Source organism: Methylomicrobium album BG8, from assembly GCF_000214275.2.
Lineage (GTDB): Bacteria > Pseudomonadota > Gammaproteobacteria > Methylococcales > Methylomonadaceae > Methylomicrobium > Methylomicrobium agile.
This window is the reverse complement of record NZ_CM001475.1, coordinates 2,424,016-2,443,428: the sequence shown is the minus strand read 5'-3', so window position 1 is coordinate 2,443,428 and position 19,413 is coordinate 2,424,016. Positions and strand designations below refer to the sequence as shown.

Genomic DNA, 19,413 nt, shown 5'->3' with positions numbered 1-19,413 from the left:
GTTAGCAATCTGAATATAACAGGACTTACGCAAGATTCATCCGTAGAGATGGATTCCTGAGTTGTTGGTAGAGGTAATCATCGAGTAGATTATCTTTGAGTTGCAAGCAAAGTCGAGTTATCGTTATTTCGTTGAAATAATCAGGACTTAGGCAGAATTCCATTTAAAATGGATATCCCGAACCCATTAACGAGGACTGTCCTTGCCAGACCACAAGCCGTATAAAGTCATGTTCAGCGCCGGCGAAGCGTCCGGCGATCAGCATGCTGCTCATATGTTCAGCGAGATGAAAAAACTGCAGCCCGATGTTCAGGGCATCGGGATGGGCGGAGAGAAAATGAAATGGGCGGGAATCGATGTCCGTTACGATTCCTCCCAGATTGCGGTGATCGGAGTGGTCGAGGTGATCAGACACTATGCCGAAATCCGCCTCGCCCTGAAACTGATGCAAACGCTACTGGCGAACGAGCGGCCGGATTTGTTGGTTTGCGTCGATTACAAGGAGTTCAATTTCAAGCTCGCGACTTACGCCAAACGGCTCGGCGTCAAGGTGTTGTTCTACGTCAGTCCTCAGGTCTGGGCCTGGCGGCCGGGAAGGGTTAAACAGTACGGCCGCGTGATCGACATGATGGCAGTCATTTTTCCATTCGAAACGGCCTATTACGAGGCCGAGAACGTGCCGGTACGCTACGTCGGCCATCCGTCGGTCGACAAGGTACGTCCGCAATGCGGCAGAAGCGAAGACTTCGCCCGCTTCGGCTTGACGGCCGACGCGCCGGTCGTCGGCTTGTTGCCGGGCAGCCGGACCGGCGAGATCCGGGGCATGCTGCCGGTCATGCTGAAAGCGGCCGAAACGATAGCCGGTCGCGTGCCGGGCGCGCAGTTCATCCTGCCGCAAGCCGGAACCATCGCCGACGAAATGCTGAACGATTATCTGCAAACCTCGCCGTTAAAAATTACGGTGGTCAAGGGCCAGCCGTACGACGTGATGCAATGCTGCGACGCGATCATGACCACCTCCGGCACGGCCTCGCTCGAAATCGCGCTGCTGGGCGTACCGATGGTCATAGCCTACAAACTCTCGCCGCTCACCTATTGGTTGGGGCGGCTGCTGGTCAAGACGCCGTTCATCGGCCTGCCCAATATCGTGGCGGGCAAAGGTATCGTGAAGGAACTGATTCAGCATGAGGCCAGCGCCGAGAATCTGGCCGACGAGATGGGTAAAATACTGACTGATGCCGGTTATGCCGGGCAAATGCGCGAGAACCTGCAAAGCGTCAAAGCGTGCTTGGGGCAGGGCGGCGGGTCGAAAAATATGGCGCTTCTGGCTCTGGAGATGCTTTTTACGGATTGAGGAAGGTCTGTGCTCAGGGCGTCGTGTTGGATCATCGGCGATGATTCGGCGGAGGCTCGCTCGTGCCCGCCTGCGCGGATCAGACCGCGCGTCCATGCGGCCCGTTTCAGGCGGTGATCCAGGAAACCGGCTGATCGAAATCTACTCTATACCTTAATAAAAAGGTCAGGGTAGCTTATGGCGAAGAACGACATACCCGATTTAAAATTGCAAAACGATTTTTCCCTGGTGCAGGGCGGGCCGCTGTTCCAGCTCTTCGTGCGTTGCCGCTTATCGACAAGCGGATTGGGCTGGCTTAAACGCCGGATTATTTTCCTGGTCATGCTCACTTGGTTTCCGTTGCTGTTGCTTTCGGCGCATTCCGGCCAAGCGTTCGGCGGCAGCGTCCATATTCCGTTTCTTCAGGACTTTGAAACGCATGTGCGTTTTTTAGTGGCCATGCCGTTACTGTTAGTGACCGAATTAGTCGTTCACGAGCGAATGCGGCCGGTCATTCGGCAGTTCGTCGAACGGGATATTATCACGGCGAAAGACCGGCCTCTTTTCGATGCCTGTATCGCTTCTGCGTTACGCTGGCGCAATTCGGTATTTACCGAGATCGTGTTGATTGCATTTGTGTTCACGTTTGGCCATGCGATTTTTTTCGGGCGGACACTGGAAAACATCTCCACTTGGTTCGTAACCCGTTGGGCTCCGCAACTGGCGTTTTCCCCGGCCGGATACTGGCTGAATTATGTCAGCCTGCCGATATTTCAATTTCTTCTCATCCGCTGGTTATTCCGCTTTATCGTCTGGTCGCGTTTTCTCTGGCAGGTATCGCGCCTCGAACTCAATTTGATGCCGACTCATCCCGATCGGGCAGGCGGCTTGGGGTTTCTATCCGAAAGCGCGCTCGCATTCATTCCGTTCCTGCTGTCTCAAGGCGTTTTGCTCTCCGCGATGATCGCGGAGCGCATTCTTTACAAGGGTGCGGCGCTGCTGTCTTTCAAACCTGAAATTGCGATCGTTGTGGTGTTTCTTCTGCTGCTGGTGCTCGGCCCTTTGTAAGCGGCCAGCGGGACCTCATAGCCAGGACTAAAACGTTATGATTTAATCCACGAAGCGAAGAGGCAGAAGCTCATCGATGCGACTGTTGGGCCAAGTTGGGAGTTTTTCCAAGGTGTCTTTTAGCCAGGCCGCAGGATCGAGGCCGTTGAGCTTGGCAGTGCCGAGCAGAGTTTGGATCACGGCTGCGCGTTTTCCGGCGCGCTCGGAACCTGCGAACAACCAGTTCTTTTTGCCCAATGCAATCGGTCGGATGCTGTTTTCGATCGGGTTATTGTCGATCGGCAGATCACCAGTCTCGGCGTAGCACGTGAGCGCGGCCCAGCGCTTCAAGCTGTAGTCGATGGCTTTAGCGGTCGCGGTATTGGGCGCGGTACGGAGTCGGGTTTGCCGTAGCCAATCGTGCAGGCCGGCCAGTGCCGGCCGGCTTTTCTCGGCACGCAGGCGTTGGCGTTCCACTGGACTCAGGCCTTGGCCTTCGGCTTCGATCGCATACAGCACCGTGATGCGTTGCAAGGCTTCTTGCGCGATTGGACTCTGACTGGCTTGCAGCAGATCGAAGAACTTCCGCCGCGCATGCGCCCAACAGGCGAGCTCGATACACGGTTCGATCAGGCGTTGGGTTTCGGGATGGGCGCGGTCGGCCGCAAACAGGGCTTTATAGCCAGCATAGTCGTCGACTACCAGATGGCCCTGCCAGGCTTGCAGAAACTGTTGCGCATGCCGGCCGCTGCGGCCGGCTTGATAGTCGAAAATGAGAATCTTCGGCCCCGGTTGCAGGTCGTTACTGCGGTAGGCCCACAAATAGGCCTTTTTCGTTTTGCCGTTGCCGGGATCCAGTTGCGGCACCGGCGTCTCATCGGCGTGCAGGCAATCGCGTTGCAGCAGGTGCCAGGCCAATCGATCCGCCAAAGGTTGCAAGGCGACGCCAAGCCGTCCGACCCAGTCAGCTAGGGTGGAGCGGGACAAGGTTACGCCATCCCGCGCGGCGATTTGTTCCAGTCGGTACAACGGTAAATGATCCAGGAATTTGCTGATCATCACCCAGGACAACAAACCCACCGCCGCCATCCCGCCGTCGATCACCGCCGACGGAATCGGCGCCGCCGTCACGGTTTCGCAACTCCGGCAGGCATATTGCGGGCGGATATGGCGATGCACGAAAAACTTCGCCGGCTCGACGTCCAGTTGCTCGGTCACATCTTCGCCGATCTTGACCAAGTCTTGCCCACACTTTCCGCACGTGCAGGATTCCGGTTCGTGCCGGTGTTCGATCCGTGGCAAGTGAGACGGTAACGGTTGCCGGCCGGCACGCAGGCGTTTGGGGCGAGCGACAGTGTCGCAGGGTTCGTTCTGCAGTTGCTCGACTTCGGCGTCGATGGCCGAGATGTCGGTATTCCAGGTTTCCTCGAACACATCCTGCTGCAGCGGGGCCCAGGCTTCGCTCTTGGTACTGAAACGGATGCGCTTGTAATAGGCCAACTCGTGCGTTAGCGCCGCGATTTTGACCTCTTTGGCTTGCAGGCTGGCGTCCTTCGTTTGCAGGAGTTGCTGCTGATTCGCAATGGTTTGAGCATCCTGCGCAGCTTGCTCGACAAGCGCCTGAAGCATCGCCGCCACTTGGGTTTTGGCAGCCGGTTCCAGGTTGAGTTGATCGAGTTCAGAGAGCAAATTCATGGGTGATATTATACCGCACTTATCGCCTGAAAGCCTTGATATGACTGATGTTCAAGAGGATTTTATCGCTAAAATCAGACTCGCCATTCCAACGAGGGTTGCGCCGATAACCGTTGCCAATCGACGCCGGCGGCCAGCCATTCCCATTGGGCTTGAGTAATCGCAAAGACCGGATCAGAGGCCTTGGGCCAAACAAAACTGCCCCGGTGCAAACGCCGCTGGCACAGCCAAACCCCGTTACCGTCCCACAGCAACAGGCGCAAGCGGTTGCCGGCCCGGTTGCGGAAGATGAAGGCCGACCCGCAGCCAGGCGAATGCCCCAGGCTGTGCTGGACGATGGCGGTTAAGCCATCCAGGCCACGGCGCATATCGACCGGCGCCACCGCCAGCCAAATCTGCGCCGGACTCGCGATTAGGCCAGGCATCGCAACAGCTCCGCTAGCCAGCTCGCGGGCATCGAAGCCGGCAGTTCCAGGCGATGACCCTGGGCATGGGTAAAGACAATGGCCTCAGCGGCAGCCGGTTTAATCTGCACCGGTATCAAGGCCGTCGAATCCAATTTGGGTAATTTGCGATAGTCGCTCAATCGCGCCGTAAACGTACGGAGATTGAGTTGCTGCGCTGCGCAATACTCGGCTTGCGACAAACCACTGCGTTGCCACGCTTCGATATGCTGACGCCATTTCGCTGTGATGGCCATGCTAAAACTCCTGATCAAAAAAATCACAGGATGCCGCAGGCGAAAATGATTTTATAGGTGGTACGGGTAGACGCTTACGGCCCTTTATGCGTATTCACGTCTCTTTTGGTAAAAACAAAACGCCAAGGGCGGCTGGATTACGGCGTTTTGGCCAGCCGCTATGTCCGCGCATTCGACGACAAATGGCTGCAAGGCGGCGCCGCCCCGGATGAACCGTTGATCGGAAGCGGTGACATTCAATCTTTGGCGGATCTGAACAACAGCTTCGAAGTGATTCGTGCCATGCAGGTGTTTCCGTTCGATAAGCAAACGGTGGTGTTCATCATCGTGGTTACGCTTTTACCCTTGCTGCCTCTGATGCTGACGCTGATTTCTCCGGAGGATTTGATGAAGCGGCTTATCGGCATCCTGCTGTAAGCGTGGCGTCGACGATGCAGCGAAACCGACGGGGTTTGTCATCAGTCTAGTGAACCGTTTGTTCTAAAAATTGACATTGAGATTGGTCAGCCAGATATGGTTTGCTCCGCCCTGAGCGCCGAAATTATTCACGTACTGAAACTGGTAGCCGGTATCGATATTGATCTTGGGCGTCAGCTTGTAGCCGACCCCGACATAGCTTCGGTTCTGGTTGATGCCGGGCTGGACCGAACTGGCCAGGCGGCCGTGGTTGATCGAATTGAAATACACGAACAGCTCATCGAGCGCAATCAGGTAGGCTTTCGTTTCGGGCAGCGTATAGGTAAACCGGAAGCGGTGGCGCATCCGGAACGCGGTATTCTCGCCTTCGAAAAAGCGTTCTTCCATCCGGAAGCGGTACTGGAAATTTAATTGCGGCGTCCAGTCGTCTATCCATTGCAACTGCTGCATGAAGTCGTTGGTGGCCAGCTCGAAATCGGTCTCTTTGCTGTATTCGCCTTGCCATGTGTAACCCAGCCAGAGTTGCAGCTTTCGGGTCAGCTTGTAGCCCAGCAGAGGCCGTACGATGACTTGGTTGAATTCGCCGTTGTCGTTTTTGGTGCGCGGCGCCAGTTCCAGGAAGGCTAAATAATTACTGCCGCCGAAATCGGTCTGGTAGGTATTGCTGAGCCACATGCCCCAGTCGTCTTTGACGGGAGCAGCTGAGGCCAATGGGGACAGGGTGAGCAGACCGATAGTTAGCAGTAAAATCCACGAATGTTTCCGCATGAGGGATCGTGAGGTTCAAATGGGTGTTAAGCGCAGTAATTTCGAAAATCGATGTCCGGAAAAATATTGTCCATGATTTCGAGCGCGGTCAGGTAGCGTTCGTCGATTTTACCTTTGCGCAGGCTGTCGTACAGATAATTGAAACGGGCGAGATGGTCGGTGACCCGTTTGGTCGCATAGCCGACCGTCGTGCCCGATTTCATGATGAACGGCCAGTCGGAGGATTGGGCGAGCAGCAACGAGCGGACCGCCTGATTGAACGCACGTTCCTGTAGGGGATTGACCGAGATGTCTTTCAGTTCGGCCACGAACGCTTCCAGTTGCCGGCCGGCCTGATGCAGAAAAGGGTAGATCCAGGCGTTCGTTTCGTTGATCCAGTAACTCGAATAACCTTGCTCGCCCCAGGTCGAGGCGGACGGCGTCGCCGCTTGCGGGGAGGGGAACCGTTGCAGATCATCTGCGCAGCTCACCGTGCGGATACCGTTTTCGCCCGCGATTCGCAGGACTTGTTCCAGCCAGTGGGGGCCTTCGAACCACCAGTGCCCGAACAGCTCGGCATCGTAAGGGGCGACGATCAGCGGCGGACGGTCCCTGCGTTCGGCCAGCGCATCGATTTGCCGCCGACGTTTTTGAATGAAGTCCCGGGCATGCAGCTCGGCTTTTGCCCGCGCTGGTCTCGGGTCGTAAGGCTGTTTGGGCTGGTTTTCGCCGGTAACCCGGTAATATTTGATCCCGGTGTTCGCGCGGATCTGTCCGTCCGGTACATAAGGGCCGATGTAATCCAGGTCCAGATCGAAGCCGATGTCGCGGTAGTATTCGCGGTAATCGAAATCGCCGGGATAGCCCTGCTGGGAACTCCAGACCTGTTCGGATGATTCGGGGTCGCGCGCAAACGCGGCGACGCCGTTTTCGCAGGCGAGCGGGGCGTAAACGCCGTTGACCGGCGGCTGGCTCGCATTCAGCAGACTGTGCGAGTCGACAAAAAAATACGTGATACCGGCCTCTTTCAGAAAGGTTTCCAGGCCCGGATAATAGCCGCATTCGGGCAGCCAGAATCCCTTCGGCGCGAAGCCGAAATGGCGGCGGAACGTGTCAATCCCGACGCGGATCTGGTTGCACACGGCGGCTTCGCTGACGCTGAGCAGGGGCAGAAAGCCGTGCGTCGCAGCCGTCGTAATCAGTTCGAGCTTGCCATGCGCCTGATGCATGCCGAACGCGCCGAGCAAATCGCCGCGGCACCGGTTCTGATAGAAGTCCAGCGTATGCCGGTAGAAGCGCCGGTACAGCCTGGCCAGTTTATTCAATTCCGGTTCGCGGCGGGTTCTGACGGTTTCTTTTTCGGCCAGCTCGATCAGTTTGTAAAGATGCTGCAGGTAGCGGCTTTGCAGCAGCTCGTCGCGCAGCATCGAAAGCAAGGGCGGTGACAGCGACAGGGTCAGACGGTAACCGACCCGGTCGTTTTCCAGCCGGTCGAGCATTTCGAGCAGCGGAATGTAGCATTCGGTCATCGCCTCGAACAGCCAGTTTTCTTCGAAGAAGCTTGGATGTTCGGGATGACGCACGAAGGGCAGGTGCGCATGCAGGATGATGCCGAGAAAGCCGTTTTCCATGGAGTATCTTTATTTCAGGCCGCGCCCCGAAGCATGTCGGGACGGTTGTGCCGATGCAGGCCCTGCAGCCCGTTCAAAGTCGGCCGTAATCTCACCGAAATAACGCAGGAGTTCGGCAAATTGCGACGCTGATTCCGAGTAATGGACCGGGTTCAAATGCAACGATGAATTTCCGGAAAAATGCAGGGCTTCCATCCAAACCCCGCTAAGCACTTCTTGCTCACCGGATGTGAAACGCATCGGTATTTCGGAGGCCGTATTTTCTTGCGGCAAAATTTTTTCGGTAAATCGTTTATTTCCCGGTGAAGCCGGCACATGGACGAGATTCGAATGTACGAGCACCTCCAGGCTGTGATCCGGGTTCATCCGGCCCAGCGCGGCGGCATAGTGCGTATCATCGATCGGCAGGCGGATGTTTTTCCTGTGTGCGGCCTCATCGGCCGGCACATCGAAATACAGATCCAAAGGGATTGTCGCTTGTTTGGCATCCGGACGCCAGTAAATGCGCAGGGTCAAAGGTTTTTGCTCCTGATGCTCCGGAGTCGGCGGCTGGCCGGTACCGCTGTTCCAGTATGCGTACAGGTGGTGAGGGTCGACCGGTAGCAGCAGTATTTCAGGCTCGGCGGTGGAGACCGTGGAGACCGTCGGCATGAACCGCCGGGCGATGTCCTCGCTGATCGCCTGCAACCCCCGGTAGCCGAAATTCTGCGTTTCCCGCCGCTCGTCCGCAATCGCGGCGTATGAAGGAACGGCAGTTGCGGCACCGGTTTGCGGACAAGGCCCGACATCGGCCAAAGAAGCCTTGTGGGGAGAAAACTTAAGCGCAATCTCTCGGCTGATCGCCAACATCTCATCCGGGGTGGGTTCGATGGTGGAACGAGATTCTACCTTTGCGGAAGTGGTCAACGTGAGCCCTTGGTAAACGATACCCTCAATTTACCGGGTGCTGTGACAGTCTGCAATCCGTTTTCGATTTTTTTCGGCATCGGCCAGATATCCATATCTCTATCCGCGATCAGGACGCCATTTTCAACATGCCCATGCCGTTGGGTTTTTTGACGATCTGCAAACGTGCTTTGAAGCGTTTTTGCACGCTTTCGACATGCGAAATCACGCCGACCGTTTTACCGTGCTGCGTATGCAGGCTTTCGAGCGCGGAAATCACCATAAACAGGTTTTCCGCGTCAAGCGCACCGAAACCTTCATCGAGGAACAGCGAATCGACCGAGCGGCCGTTGCTGGCCAGTTCGGACAGCCCGAGCGCCAGAGCCAGGCTGACCACAAAACTTTCGCCGCCGGACAGGGTGCGGGGCAAGCGGCGCGCATTGCCTTGTAGGGTATCCTCGACCTCGAGTGCGAGCCCGCTTTCGCTGGGCATTTTGCGCAGATAGTAGCGGCCGCTCAGTTTTTCGAGCAGCGTATTGGTTTTGTCGAGCAACTGGTCGGCGATTTTATCCCGGACCCGGCGGCGGAACGCCATTCCATTTTCGGCATTGATCAATTGCTGTTCTTCGGTCAACGCCTTTACGGTCGCTTCCTGCGCTTCGAGTTGGGAATGGACCGCATCGTACCGGCTGCGCAGGCGCTCCTGCTCCTTCAGCAGGTTATCCAGATGTCGCACTTCGAAATGCGCGATTTCGAGCTTTTGCGCCACGCCGCGCACCTGCAGGCTGATCTCGTCGAGCGGCTGGTCGGTATCCTTGTCGCGGATTGCCGCTTCGAGCTGCTGACGGTTGCTCTCCAGCAATGCGGAAGTTTCGGCCGCGCGTTGCGCCAGATAAGCGGTTTTCTGCTCCTGTTCGAGGCGCGATGCCTGCAGCGCCAGGATTTCCTTGAGTTCGTCGACGCCGGAAAAGCCGGCTTCCTGCATTTTCGTGTGCAGCGCTTTCTCCAGCACGCCGGCCATCGCCTGCTTTTCCGCGAGCCGCACGCGCTCGGCGGCGATCAGTTTCTGCTTGTCGAGCAGCGCCAGATGCAGCGCGACGCTTTCTTCTTTCTGCAGCTTGCTGCCGGCGGTCGCAAGCTTTTCCTCCAGACCTTTGATTTCTTCGCGGATCGCTCTGTCACTGGCCGTCAGCGACGCCATGTCCTCTTCCAGCCCTTCTTTACGGATCAGATGAGTCTGGTATTCGTGGCGGCGATGGCTGAGCCTGTCGTAAAACTGTTCTTCCTTGCCTTTGCCCGGCATCTTTTCGCCGAGCAGAGCCAACTGCTCGGTGATTTTCGCCGCCAATTCCTTTTCCGCTTCGACGGCTGCGGTCAGGGCGTTCGAAATTTCTAAGGGGTTGAAAGGCTGGTCTTCCCGTTCGGCTTCGAGCTTTTGCAGCGCGGCAGTCAGCTGTTCGATCGAGGCGCTGCTTTTTGCAATCTGTGCCTTCAGTTTTTCGATGCTTTGAATCTTGTTGCGGTGTTTGCCGAGCAGAAAAGCGATTTCCTTGAATTGCCCCTCTTCCTCGTCGTAGAGATCGTCCATCCGCTTGATCCGGTCGATCTCCAGGCTTTGGGCGATATTCAGGCGGTTGCGCAAGATGCCCCATTGGGCCTGGATTTGCCGCGCTCTTTGAAGGGTGACCGCATGTTTTTCCGATAGCCGGCGCGCATCTTCGACTTCGATCTCCAGCCGTTCGGCCCTGGCGGTCTCGGCGCGTATCCGGGTCTGCTGGTCGGCCAGCGCTTTTGCCGAACTGCCGACCGCCGGCGGCTGTTTCGCATAGGGATGCTGCAAGGCGCCGCACAAAGGGCAGGGCTTTCCGTCGATCAGATGATGGCGGTCCTCGACCATGCGCTTCATCATGTTTTCTCGGTAAACGGCGCCTTCGAGGATCAGCCGGATATTCTCGTCGCGCTTGATGTTCTCGCGCAATTCTTCGAGTTCGCGCGCCAGTTCGTCCGGAGCGGGAATGGCGGTCGCGGATTTTTTGAACAGACCGAAAAGACCGGAGCCGTTCCCGGCCAGCTTGCGGTATTGGATCGCGAGTTCCTTCAGCTCCTTGAACCCGTTAACGCGCTCCTGCTGATCGCGGTGCAATTCGGCAAGTTCCTCGTGCGTTCTTCCTTGCAGCAACGCGGCGACGGTTTTCTCTTCGCCTTCGAGCTGTGTCTGAAAGCGGGCGACATTCGCGGTTTCTTTTTCGATGGCGGCCTGGGTATTTCGAAGCGATGCCGAAGCGTTTTTCGCCCAGTCGTCGAAAATCTTTTGTTTCTGGCTGAGTTCTCTGATGTTCTCGCGCAGGTTTTTCAGTTTGATCGTTTCGGGGAAATGATCGACCAGCGGCGCATCGCCGGCATGCTGTTCCAGCCAGCCGTCGATTTCCTGCAGAGCGGCTTTCTTTTCGGCGCCTTGCGCGGCCAATGCCTGCAATTTGCCGATTTGCGAAGAGCGGGCCAGTTCGAGTTGGGCGATTTGCGTCTGAATGTCGTAAAGCGTCTGCTGCTGTGTTTCCAGCGACTTCGCACCCAAGCCTTCCGGCGCCGTTTGGGGTTGACTGCGGCTGGCCAGCATATCTTCGAGCTGCCTCAGTTCGGAGGCCAACGCCGTCAGCGCCGACTGGATTTCCAGGGCGGCTTGCCGGCTTTCCGTGATCGCTTCCAGGTCTTTCGCGAACGGCTTCAGATCGGGCAAGACATCCAGCCGATTCAGGATTTGCCGGATGCGGTTCCGTTCCTTTTCGAAATCCTGCAGCTCCTTTTGCTGGCCTTCGATGCGTGCCTGTAGGGCGTCGATCTTTTGCAGCACGAGCTGCTGTTCCTGAAGCCAGCCCAATTCTTCCTGCAGAGCGGTAAACTGGTCGTTGAAGTCCTGCAGGTCATGTTCGGAGGCTTCCCGTTTCGCCGCGTCCATGATCGGAATCAGCGCCAGTTCACGACGGATCCGTTCCAGGCTCTGATTGGCTTCGGCAAGCCGGGTTTCGATTTCGCGCTTGTGATCCGCGTAAATATCGGTGCCGACGATCTTTTCGAGGATGTCTATCCGCTCGCTGTCCAGCGCATTCAGAAAGGCGGCGAAATCGCCCTGGGCCAGCATGATCGAACGGGTAAAATTGCGGAAATTCATGCCGGTGATTTCCGTCAGCTTCGCGTTGGCTTCGTGCGGTGCCGCCGCCAGCGTTTCTTCCTCGCCGTTCGAATGCAGTTGATAGAGCCGCATTTCGGACGGCAGCAATTCGCCGTCCGCATCGCGCCGCACCCGCCAGCTCGACCGGTATTTATCCTGCCCCAATGCGAATTCGATGACGGAGAAACACTCGGAGGTATGGCGCGTCATGACATGTTCGGCAGGGCGGTCGAAACGGTAAGTTTCGCCGTACAAGGCCAGCGTAATCGCATCCAGAATACTGGTTTTGCCGGAACCGTTGGGGCCTGTGATCGCGAATACGCCGGTGTCGGTAAATGGAGACCGCTCAAAATCGATCCGATGCTCGCCTTCCAGCGAGTTGACGTTTTTAAAGTGGATATTGAGAATTTTCATGGGCGGACGCTTTTAGGCATTCAATCGGAAAACGCTGTTAAACCCCCAGATTATAACGCCGATAGAAAACAAGTTGCTCAGGAAAATTCGCGATAATTCTTACATGGAAGGAGTTGGAGGCTATCCCGTCAAGTCAAAAACCGGGTTCGTGCCGGCGACTCTCCGAAAATGAATGTCGATTCTTTAATTTGGGGTATAGGCCGGGACCGCATAACGTACTCCGGGCCGAAGAGGCAAAGAGTGGAAAACTGCGTCGAACCTGGCGTGGAGGTCGAGGCTAAAGATTTACCGATTTTAATCCGGCTTCGGTAGCCCGGCGGTTTCGGTAGTGTGAAAATCGCCGCGCAAGGCTTTCAACGCATATTTTTCGCGGTCGATTTCCTTACGCGTACGGACACCCAGACGCCGCAATAAGGGCACCGGCGGGCACCAGCCCTGAACCGCATGTTGAAACAGGAACGGTAAAACGACCGCCGGCAGGAGCAGCCACTTCACGTTTTTTGTGATACCGAGCAACAAGCCGGTAAAAGCCAGCGCCGAAGCGTTGGTTTCGAGCAAACGTTCGATGTCCCATTCGCGGTCGAGTTCGTCGATGCGTCGGGTAATCTCTACGGAGCTTTTTTGGGCATATTCCCGTACACGAGCTTCTATCGCCCGGTCGATTCTGCGGTTGATTGCTTCAGAAGTGTTTGCACGTACTCTGTCTGCGCTTTCCATCGTCTCGCTCCCTTTGGAAATTTGACTGTTGACCGTGATTCGAAGCCAAGTTCGCCTCGAAAATCACTCCCCAGAAATTAGGCAGCGCTTGCCGTTTTAGGTTCAGTTCTCGGAATGACCTTGAATTCCGGATTTCTGAACAGAAACATTATTGCCTCTCGATGGATGGCGGGGAAAATGAGGCTCCGTTTGGGCGGGAAAACGGAGCCCAAGCGAGTGCGTTATGCCGCCTGCTGATCCAGCTTAAACGCCGCATGCAGCGCCCGGACCGCAAGTTCCAGGTATTTCTCGTCGACCACGACCGAAATCTTGATTTCGGAGGTGGAGATCATCTTGATGTTGATGCCCTCGGCCGCCAGAGTCCGGAACATCGTGCTGGCGATGCCCGCGTGCGAACGCATGCCGACGCCGACGATCGAAATCTTGACGATATTGTCGTCGGCGGTGACTTTCTTTGCGCCGAGTTCCGCGCAGGTCTTTTCGAGCGAGGCTTTCGCGCGCTGAAAATCGTTCCGGTGCACGGTAAAGGTGAAGTCGGTCGTTTCGTCTTCGGCGATGTTCTGCACGATCATGTCGACTTCGATGTTCGCATCGGCGATCGGGCCGAGGATTTTGGAGGCGACGCCCGGCTTGTCCGGCACGCCGGTGATCGTGAGTTTGGCTTCGTCCCGGTTGAAGGCGATGCCCGAAATCAATGCGCTTTCCATTTGTGTTTCCTCGTAAGTGATCAGGGTGCCGCTGCCTTCGGTAAACGACGATAGTACGCGCAGCGGCACGTTGTATTTGCCGGCGAATTCGACCGAGCGGATCTGCAGGACTTTCGAGCCAAGGCTGGCCATTTCGAGCATTTCCTCGAAGGTGATCCGGTCGAGGCGGCGGGCTTTCGGTTCGATGCGCGGGTCGGTCGTATACACGCCGTCGACGTCGGTATAGATCAGGCATTCGTCGGCTTTCAACGCGGCCGCCAGCGCGACGGCGGTGGTGTCGGAGCCGCCGCGGCCCAAGGTGGTGATGTTGTCGTTCTCATCGACGCCCTGGAAGCCGGCGACCACGACGACCTTGCCTTCGTTCAGATGCGCACGCATCCGGCTGTCGTCGATGTTGCGGATACGGGCCTTGGTATGGCTGCTGTCGGTCAGAATCCCGACCTGGCCACCGGTGAACGAAAACGCCGGACAGCCGATTTCTTCCAGCGCCATCGCGAGCAGCGCGACGGTGACCTGTTCGCCGGTCGAGACCAGCATGTCGAGCTCGCGCGCGTTCGGCTGCGCCTGAATGTCTTTCGCCAGCCCGATCAGCCGATTGGTTTCGCCGCTCATCGCCGAGACGACCACGACGATCCGGTCGCCCCGGTCGTGCGCCTTTTTGACTTTTTCGGCGACCGCCTTGATCCGCTCGACCGAGCCGACCGAAGTACCGCCGAATTTGAACACATACAGTGCCATTTTCAACCTGTTGATTTTTTGTTTGTAATAGGTAGGATGGGTAGAGCGACAGCGAAACCCATCAAGTCCGTTCGCATTGGTTGTTTTTGATGGGTTTCGTTCCTCAACCCATCCTACTCGGAGTTGTTAGCCGGATGCCGTTTGCGTTTGCACCCACGCCGGCACGTCGGCCAAGGCCTTCGCCAGCCCGGACGGATCGTTCCCGCCCGCCTGCGCCATATCCGGCCGGCCGCCGCCTTTACCACCCACTTGGGTCGCGACGAAATTGACCAGATCGCCGGCCTTCACGCGGCCTGTCTGATCTTTCGTGACGCCCGCGGTCAGGCTGACCTTGTCGCCGTCGACGGTCGCGAGCACGATCGCCGCGCTGCCGAGCTTGTTCTTCAATTGGTCGACCAGGTCGCGCAGCGATTTCGGATCGACGCCGTCCAGCTTGACCGCCAGTACCTTGATGCCGTTCACTTCGACCGCTTTGGCGCCGAGTTCGTCGCCGGCCGAACTGGCCAGTTTCGCGTTCAGACGCTCCAGCTGCTTTTCGAGGTGGCGGGTTTTTTCGAGTAGTTGTTCGACCTTTTCAGCCGCCTTGTCGGGCGAGCTTTTCAACAGGCCCGCAATCGAGGCGAGCGCCTTGTCGCGTCCCGCGATCCAGTCGATGCAGCCTTGTCCGGTGACCGCTTCGATACGCCGTACGCCGGCCGCGACGCCGGTTTCGCCGACGATCTTGAAGCAACCGATGTCGCCGGCCCGCTCGACATGGGTGCCGCCGCACAATTCGGTCGAGAAATCGCCGATCTTCAGCACGCGCACTTCGGCGCCGTATTTTTCGCCGAACAGGGCCACCGCGCCCGCTTTGACCGCCTCGTCTTTCGCCATGATTTCGGCCGAAACCGGCGCATTCAGGCGAATCTGCTCGTTTACGATCCGTTCCAGCTCCGCGATTTGCTCGCCGGTGACCGGCTCGAAGTGCGAAAAATCGAAACGCAGGCGCTCGGGATTGACCAAGGATCCTTTCTGCGCAACATGCTCGCCGAGCACCTGTTTGAGCGCGGCATGCAAGAGATGCGTGGCCGAGTGATTCAGCGCGGTCGCCCGTCTCTCCGAAACATTGACGCTGGCGATGCAAACCTGACCGGTCTTGAAGGCGCCGTTCAGCACTTTGCCCTTGTGCAGAAACAGATTGCCGCCCTGTTTCTGGGTATCGGCCACTTCGAAGGCGGAATCGGCGATAGTGATCGTGCCCGAGTCGCCGACCTGTCCGCCCGATTCGGCATAAAACGGGGTCCTGTCGAGTACGATCACGCCTTCCTGGCCGGACGCCAGGGTCTCGACCGGTTGGCCCTGCGCATACAGCGCGACGATATGGGACTGATCGGCGAGATGGTGGTAACCGGTGAATTCGGTCTCGACGTCGAGTTTGATGTCCTGGTCGTAATCGGCGCCGAAATGGCTGGCCGAACGCGCGCGGTCGCGCTGAGCGGTCATGGCGGTTTCGAAGCCTGCATGATCGACCGACAGGTCGTGCTCGCGTGCGAAGTCGGCGGTCAGATCGACCGGGAAGCCGTAGGTGTCGTAGAGCTGGAAGACGGTATCGCCCGGGATCACATGGCCTTCGAGTTTGGCGATGCAGGCTTCGAGAATCTTCATGCCTTGCCCCAGGGTTTCCGCGAAGCGTTCTTCCTCTTTTTTCAGGATGCGTTCGACCTGCGCCTGTGCGTTCTTCAGCTCGGGATAGGCCGGGCCCATTTCTTCGGTGAGCGGCGCGACCAGCTTGTAGAAGAAAATGTCGCGAATGCCGAGGCGGTAGCCGTGCCGGATTGCGCGGCGGATGATCCGGCGCAGCACGTAACCGCGTCCTTCGTTCGAGGGCAAGACGCCGTCCGCGACCAGGAACGCGCAGGAGCGGATATGGTCCGCGATCACCCGCAGCGAGCTCTGGTTCAAGTCGTCGGTGCCGACCAGTTGCGCGGCGGCCTTCAGCAGTTTCTGGAACAGGTCGATTTCGTAGTTGCTGTGCACGCCTTGCGAAACTGCCGCGATCCGCTCCAGACCCATCCCGGTATCGACCGAAGGCTTCGGCAGCGGCGTCAGGGTGCCGTCGGCGGCGCGGTCGTACTGCATGAACACCAGATTCCAGATTTCGATGTAACGGTCGCCGTCTTCGTCGGGGGAGCCGGGCGGGCCGCCCGGAATCGATTCGCCGTGGTCGTAAAAAATTTCGCTGCACGGGCCGCAGGGACCGGTGTCGCCCATCGACCAGAAATTGTCTTTCGCACCGATCCGGGAGAAGCGGTTAGAATCGATACCGACTTCGTTCAGCCAGATGGCTTCGGCCTCGCTGTCTTCTTCGAACACGGTGACCCATAACTTTTGCGGCGGGATTTCCAGTTCTTGCGTCAAAAAGTCCCAGGCAAAGTGGATCGCCTCTTTCTTGAAATAATCGCCGAAACTGAAGTTGCCGAGCATTTCGAAAAAGGTATGATGCCTTGCGGTATAGCCGACGTTTTCCAGGTCGTTGTGCTTGCCGCCGGCGCGGACGCAGCGCTGGCTGGTCGCCGCGCGCGTGAAACCCTTGTGCTCGCGGCCCAGAAAGACGTCCTTGTACTGCACCATGCCGGCATTCGTGAACAGCAGGGTAGGGTCGTTGCCGGGAATCAACGGACTGGACGGCTCGATCGTATGCCCCCGTTGGCGGAAGAATTCCAGAAAGGCGGAGCGCAGTTCAGCGCTGGTCATCTTTTTCATAGGTTATGCGATTAAAAGACTAAAGAAGTTAAATTCCTGTTGAGGTGTTTTTTCGTTTCCACGCACTGCGCGGGAGAGCGACCAATTTCGAAAATCGTAGGGTACGCTGTGCGTACCGTTTTCGGCTCGGTTAAATCGAGCTCTGCTAAAGGTACGCGCAGCGTACCCTACAAAATGCCGGAGCTTTCGGCTCAAGTTCATTCACCAGGGAATGATCCGCTCCCCGTTTCGGCGTGCCTCACGAAAGCAAATAAATCCGTAATCATGGCATTCGTAAAGCCGCGTTGTTGTAAAAACCGGTTACGTTTTGCCCACTCATTTCGATTTGGAATCAGGCTGTCACTATATTTCTTGCGATAAACCTGCCGCAAAAGCGCCAGCCATCCGCCCGCTACCGACTTGGCGAGCGCTTCGAGATCAAACGAGGGAAGATGGGCGGGATCGATGCCGTTCTGGCGCAGTTCGTAAGTTATAAATACGGGACCGTAACCCTTCAGTATCCGCGAACGCGCATAACTTTCCGCATAGCGTGCATCGCTTTGCCAGTTTTCTTCGGCCAGTTGGTCGAGGACCGCTTCGATGCTTTCTTTTGCAAAACCATGGGTGGCCAGCTTTTGCGTCAGTTCTTTCCTGCTGTGTTCGCGGCCGGCCAACAGCCGCAAGCATTCGGCCCTGATCTTGTCGTCCGTTGGGTCCACGGAAAATCGGTTCGGATTTTACTCCTCGTCAAGATCGGACTTGTTCGAAACCGGCAGTACCTTGCCGAACGCTTCCGCGCGGATTTTCGTTTCGATTTCTTTGGCCTTGTCCGGATGCTCTTTCAGGTACTGTTTCGCGTTGTCCTTGCCCTGGCCGATCTTTTCGTCGCCGTAGCTGTACCACGAGCCGGATTTCTGGATCAGGCCGAAGCTGACGCCCAGATCGACCAACTCGCCGTAGAACGAAATCCCTTCGCCGTATAGAATCTCGAATTCGGCCTGTTTGAACGGGGGAGCGACCTTGTTCTTGACCACCTTGACACGCGTTTCGTTGCCGATCACTTCCTCGCCTTTCTTGACCGAGCCGATTCGGCGAATGTCCAGGCGCACCGAGGCGTAAAATTTGAGGGCATTGCCGCCGGTGGTAGTTTCGGGGTTGCCGAACATCACGCCGATTTTCATCCGGATCTGGTTGATGAAGATCACCAGCGTGTTCGAACGCTTGATGTTCGCGGTCAGTTTACGCAATGCCTGGGACATCAGCCGCGCCTGCAGGCCCATGTGCGAATCGCCCATGTCGCCTTCGATTTCGGCCTTCGGGGTCAGCGCGGCGACTGAGTCGACCACCACCACGTCGACTGCGCCGGAACGTACCAGCATGTCGGTGATTTCGAGTGCCTGCTCACCGGTGTCGGGTTGTGAAACCAAGAGATCGTCTACGTTCACGCCGATTTTTTCGGCATAGCCGGGGTCCAGCGCGTGTTCGGCATCGACGAAGGCGGCGGTGCCGCCCAGTTTTTGTACTTCGGCGATTACTTGCAAGGTCAGCGTGGTTTTTCCGGAGGATTCCGGCCCGTAGATTTCGACGATCCGGCCGCGCGGCAAGCCGCCGCAGCCCAAGGCAATATCCAGTCCCAACGAGCCGGTCGACACCACCTCGATGTCGCGGGCCGCCGCCACGTCGCCCATCCGCATGACCGAGCCTTTGCCGAACTGCTTTTCGATTTGCATCAATGCCACACCGAGCGCTTTTTTTCTGTTTTCGTCCATTGCCTATACCTTAAATAATGACCAGATGAGTTAACGGAGTGCCGCTCAATTTAATAGAGTATTATTACATACGGGTGCCGGTTCGGGGTAGTGTTGTTTTGGGATTCCAAGCCGGCTTCATAGGTCTCGGATGAGGGTCGTGATGTTTGTTTATTCGTTGCCGATTGTATTCGGCCAACTCGATTTGATTAGCCCGTCGGAGGCTTTGTTCATTATCAGCGGCCTTTTCGCGGGGTTATGGGTTTTGACTCTTGCTCCGGGCGAAAAGCTTGGGCGGCGGACTTCGGAGAATTATTTGTTCTCGTGCTGGACCGGAAGACAGTGGCTGGCTGCTACTTTTTGGCCTTTCTTTCTATTGCTGAACGTTGTCTTGTTCGGTGTGGATTGGCTTGCCCGGTCAGGGTTGTGGACTGTATCGAGCTGGGATGATGTGCATTTTGTCCTGCTGCTTCCGATCATCTGGTGGACGGTGTCCATCTGGCGCTGCTCGGCAAATACCGGGCTTCGCCTGTACAGTGCCGGCGCTCGTTTAGCGACCCTTGGCGTATTCATCGAATACGCCTTGAAACTGTACATTCGGGTCGAGTATCCGCGCATTTTCTTCAATTGCGAAGATTTGCTGCTGAATTACGGCAGTTGTTTTTGATGCGTGGAGCCTTGCCGGCGTAAAACCCGCCTCGCTATAAAAAAAGCGGCAAACCGGTTATAATCGGTCTTTTTTTA

Annotated in this window: 16 protein-coding genes; 4 read left to right on the top strand and 12 right to left on the bottom strand. The window is 57.0% G+C overall.

The features are described 5' to 3' along the window. Positions 1–229 precede the first annotated feature (229 nt). Complete coding sequence (gene lpxB / locus METAL_RS10520) at positions 230–1,354, top strand: lipid-A-disaccharide synthase (protein WP_051040368.1); 1,125 nt, start codon at positions 230–232, stop codon at positions 1,352–1,354. Between the two features lie 177 nt (positions 1,355–1,531). Beyond that, the gene (locus METAL_RS10515; RefSeq protein WP_040578519.1) at positions 1,532–2,401 is read left to right on the top strand and encodes a hypothetical protein; all 870 of its coding nucleotides are present in this window, start codon (positions 1,532–1,534) and stop codon (positions 2,399–2,401) included. Positions 2,402–2,443: 42 nt separating this feature from the next. On the opposite strand, the gene tnpC is transcribed toward METAL_RS10515, so the two are convergent. The 3 genes from tnpC to tnpA form a co-directional block, all read right to left on the bottom strand. Then, the gene (gene tnpC / locus METAL_RS10510; protein ID WP_005372160.1) at positions 2,444–4,075 is read right to left on the bottom strand and encodes an IS66 family transposase; all 1,632 of its coding nucleotides are present in this window, start codon (positions 4,073–4,075) and stop codon (positions 2,444–2,446) included. Between the two features lie 74 nt (positions 4,076–4,149). Beyond that, positions 4,150–4,500 carry an IS66 family insertion sequence element accessory protein TnpB gene (tnpB, locus tag METAL_RS10505; RefSeq protein ID WP_005372159.1) on the bottom strand — a complete coding sequence of 117 codons (351 nt, stop codon included), beginning with the start codon at positions 4,498–4,500 and terminating at the stop codon, positions 4,150–4,152. After that, complete coding sequence (gene tnpA / locus METAL_RS10500; RefSeq protein ID WP_005372158.1) at positions 4,488–4,775, bottom strand: IS66 family insertion sequence element accessory protein TnpA; 288 nt, start codon at positions 4,773–4,775, stop codon at positions 4,488–4,490. Before tnpA ends, tnpB begins: the two co-directional genes overlap by 13 nt. Before the next feature lie 105 nt (positions 4,776–4,880). Here tnpA and METAL_RS10495 point away from each other — a divergent pair, with 105 nt between their 5' ends. Then, positions 4,881–5,192: a hypothetical protein gene (locus METAL_RS10495; protein ID WP_040578327.1), complete on the top strand. Its 312-nt coding sequence runs from the start codon at positions 4,881–4,883 to the stop codon at positions 5,190–5,192. Positions 5,193–5,255: 63 nt separating this feature from the next. Here the strand turns inward: METAL_RS10495 and METAL_RS10490 are convergent, their stop codons facing one another. The 9 genes from METAL_RS10490 to recA all read right to left on the bottom strand — a co-directional run bounded on the left by METAL_RS10490 (position 5,256) and on the right by recA (position 18,690). Continuing rightward, the gene (locus METAL_RS10490) at positions 5,256–5,960 is read right to left on the bottom strand and encodes a DUF2490 domain-containing protein (RefSeq protein ID WP_005372157.1); all 705 of its coding nucleotides are present in this window, start codon (positions 5,958–5,960) and stop codon (positions 5,256–5,258) included. A 26-nt stretch (positions 5,961–5,986) separates the two neighbouring features. Then, the gene (locus METAL_RS10485; RefSeq protein WP_005372155.1) at positions 5,987–7,570 is read right to left on the bottom strand and encodes a glycoside hydrolase family 57 protein; all 1,584 of its coding nucleotides are present in this window, start codon (positions 7,568–7,570) and stop codon (positions 5,987–5,989) included. A 9-nt stretch (positions 7,571–7,579) separates the two neighbouring features. Next, entirely contained in the window at positions 7,580–8,476 is an 897-nt protein-coding gene (locus METAL_RS10480) for a DUF4912 domain-containing protein (protein ID WP_213069362.1), read from the bottom strand. A 109-nt stretch (positions 8,477–8,585) separates the two neighbouring features. Further along, positions 8,586–12,038: an AAA family ATPase gene (locus METAL_RS10475; RefSeq protein WP_005372152.1), complete on the bottom strand. Its 3,453-nt coding sequence runs from the start codon at positions 12,036–12,038 to the stop codon at positions 8,586–8,588. 294 nt (positions 12,039–12,332) lie between these two features. Beyond that, complete coding sequence (locus tag METAL_RS10470; RefSeq protein ID WP_005372151.1) at positions 12,333–12,755, bottom strand: hypothetical protein; 423 nt, start codon at positions 12,753–12,755, stop codon at positions 12,333–12,335. A 221-nt stretch (positions 12,756–12,976) separates the two neighbouring features. Next, positions 12,977–14,200: an aspartate kinase gene (locus tag METAL_RS10465; protein WP_005372149.1), complete on the bottom strand. Its 1,224-nt coding sequence runs from the start codon at positions 14,198–14,200 to the stop codon at positions 12,977–12,979. A gap of 126 nt (positions 14,201–14,326) precedes the next feature. Beyond that, positions 14,327–16,942: an alanine--tRNA ligase gene (gene alaS / locus METAL_RS10460; protein WP_005372147.1), complete on the bottom strand. Its 2,616-nt coding sequence runs from the start codon at positions 16,940–16,942 to the stop codon at positions 14,327–14,329. A 197-nt stretch (positions 16,943–17,139) separates the two neighbouring features. Next, positions 17,140–17,604, bottom strand: coding sequence for a regulatory protein RecX (locus METAL_RS10455; RefSeq protein ID WP_245549343.1), 465 nt, complete (start codon positions 17,602–17,604; stop codon positions 17,140–17,142). Positions 17,605–17,658: 54 nt separating this feature from the next. After that, positions 17,659–18,690 carry a recombinase RecA gene (gene recA, locus METAL_RS10450; protein ID WP_005372143.1) on the bottom strand — a complete coding sequence of 344 codons (1,032 nt, stop codon included), beginning with the start codon at positions 18,688–18,690 and terminating at the stop codon, positions 17,659–17,661. A gap of 142 nt (positions 18,691–18,832) precedes the next feature. Between recA and METAL_RS10445 the strand changes: the two genes are divergently transcribed. Then, positions 18,833–19,336 carry a hypothetical protein gene (locus METAL_RS10445; RefSeq protein WP_005372141.1) on the top strand — a complete coding sequence of 168 codons (504 nt, stop codon included), beginning with the start codon at positions 18,833–18,835 and terminating at the stop codon, positions 19,334–19,336. Positions 19,337–19,413 lie beyond the last annotated feature (77 nt).

Bases quoted from the DNA above. Each gene is read 5' to 3' on its own strand.
- lpxB (WP_051040368.1), top strand. From the start codon at position 230: ATGTTCAGCGCCGGCGAAGCGTCCGGCGATCAGCATGCTGCTCATATG.
- METAL_RS10515 (WP_040578519.1), top strand. From the start codon at position 1,532: ATGGCGAAGAACGACATACCCGATTTAAAATTGCAAAACGATTTTTCC.
- tnpC (WP_005372160.1), bottom strand. From the start codon at position 4,075: ATGAATTTGCTCTCTGAACTCGATCAACTCAACCTGGAACCGGCTGCC.
- tnpB (WP_005372159.1), bottom strand. From the start codon at position 4,500: ATGCCTGGCCTAATCGCGAGTCCGGCGCAGATTTGGCTGGCGGTGGCG.
- tnpA (WP_005372158.1), bottom strand. From the start codon at position 4,775: ATGGCCATCACAGCGAAATGGCGTCAGCATATCGAAGCGTGGCAACGC.
- METAL_RS10490 (WP_005372157.1), bottom strand. From the start codon at position 5,960: ATGCGGAAACATTCGTGGATTTTACTGCTAACTATCGGTCTGCTCACC.
- METAL_RS10485 (WP_005372155.1), bottom strand. From the start codon at position 7,570: ATGGAAAACGGCTTTCTCGGCATCATCCTGCATGCGCACCTGCCCTTC.
- METAL_RS10475 (WP_005372152.1), bottom strand. From the start codon at position 12,038: ATGAAAATTCTCAATATCCACTTTAAAAACGTCAACTCGCTGGAAGGC.
- METAL_RS10470 (WP_005372151.1), bottom strand. From the start codon at position 12,755: ATGGAAAGCGCAGACAGAGTACGTGCAAACACTTCTGAAGCAATCAAC.
- METAL_RS10465 (WP_005372149.1), bottom strand. From the start codon at position 14,200: ATGGCACTGTATGTGTTCAAATTCGGCGGTACTTCGGTCGGCTCGGTC.
- alaS (WP_005372147.1), bottom strand. From the start codon at position 16,942: ATGAAAAAGATGACCAGCGCTGAACTGCGCTCCGCCTTTCTGGAATTC.
- recA (WP_005372143.1), bottom strand. From the start codon at position 18,690: ATGGACGAAAACAGAAAAAAAGCGCTCGGTGTGGCATTGATGCAAATC.
- METAL_RS10445 (WP_005372141.1), top strand. From the start codon at position 18,833: ATGTTTGTTTATTCGTTGCCGATTGTATTCGGCCAACTCGATTTGATT.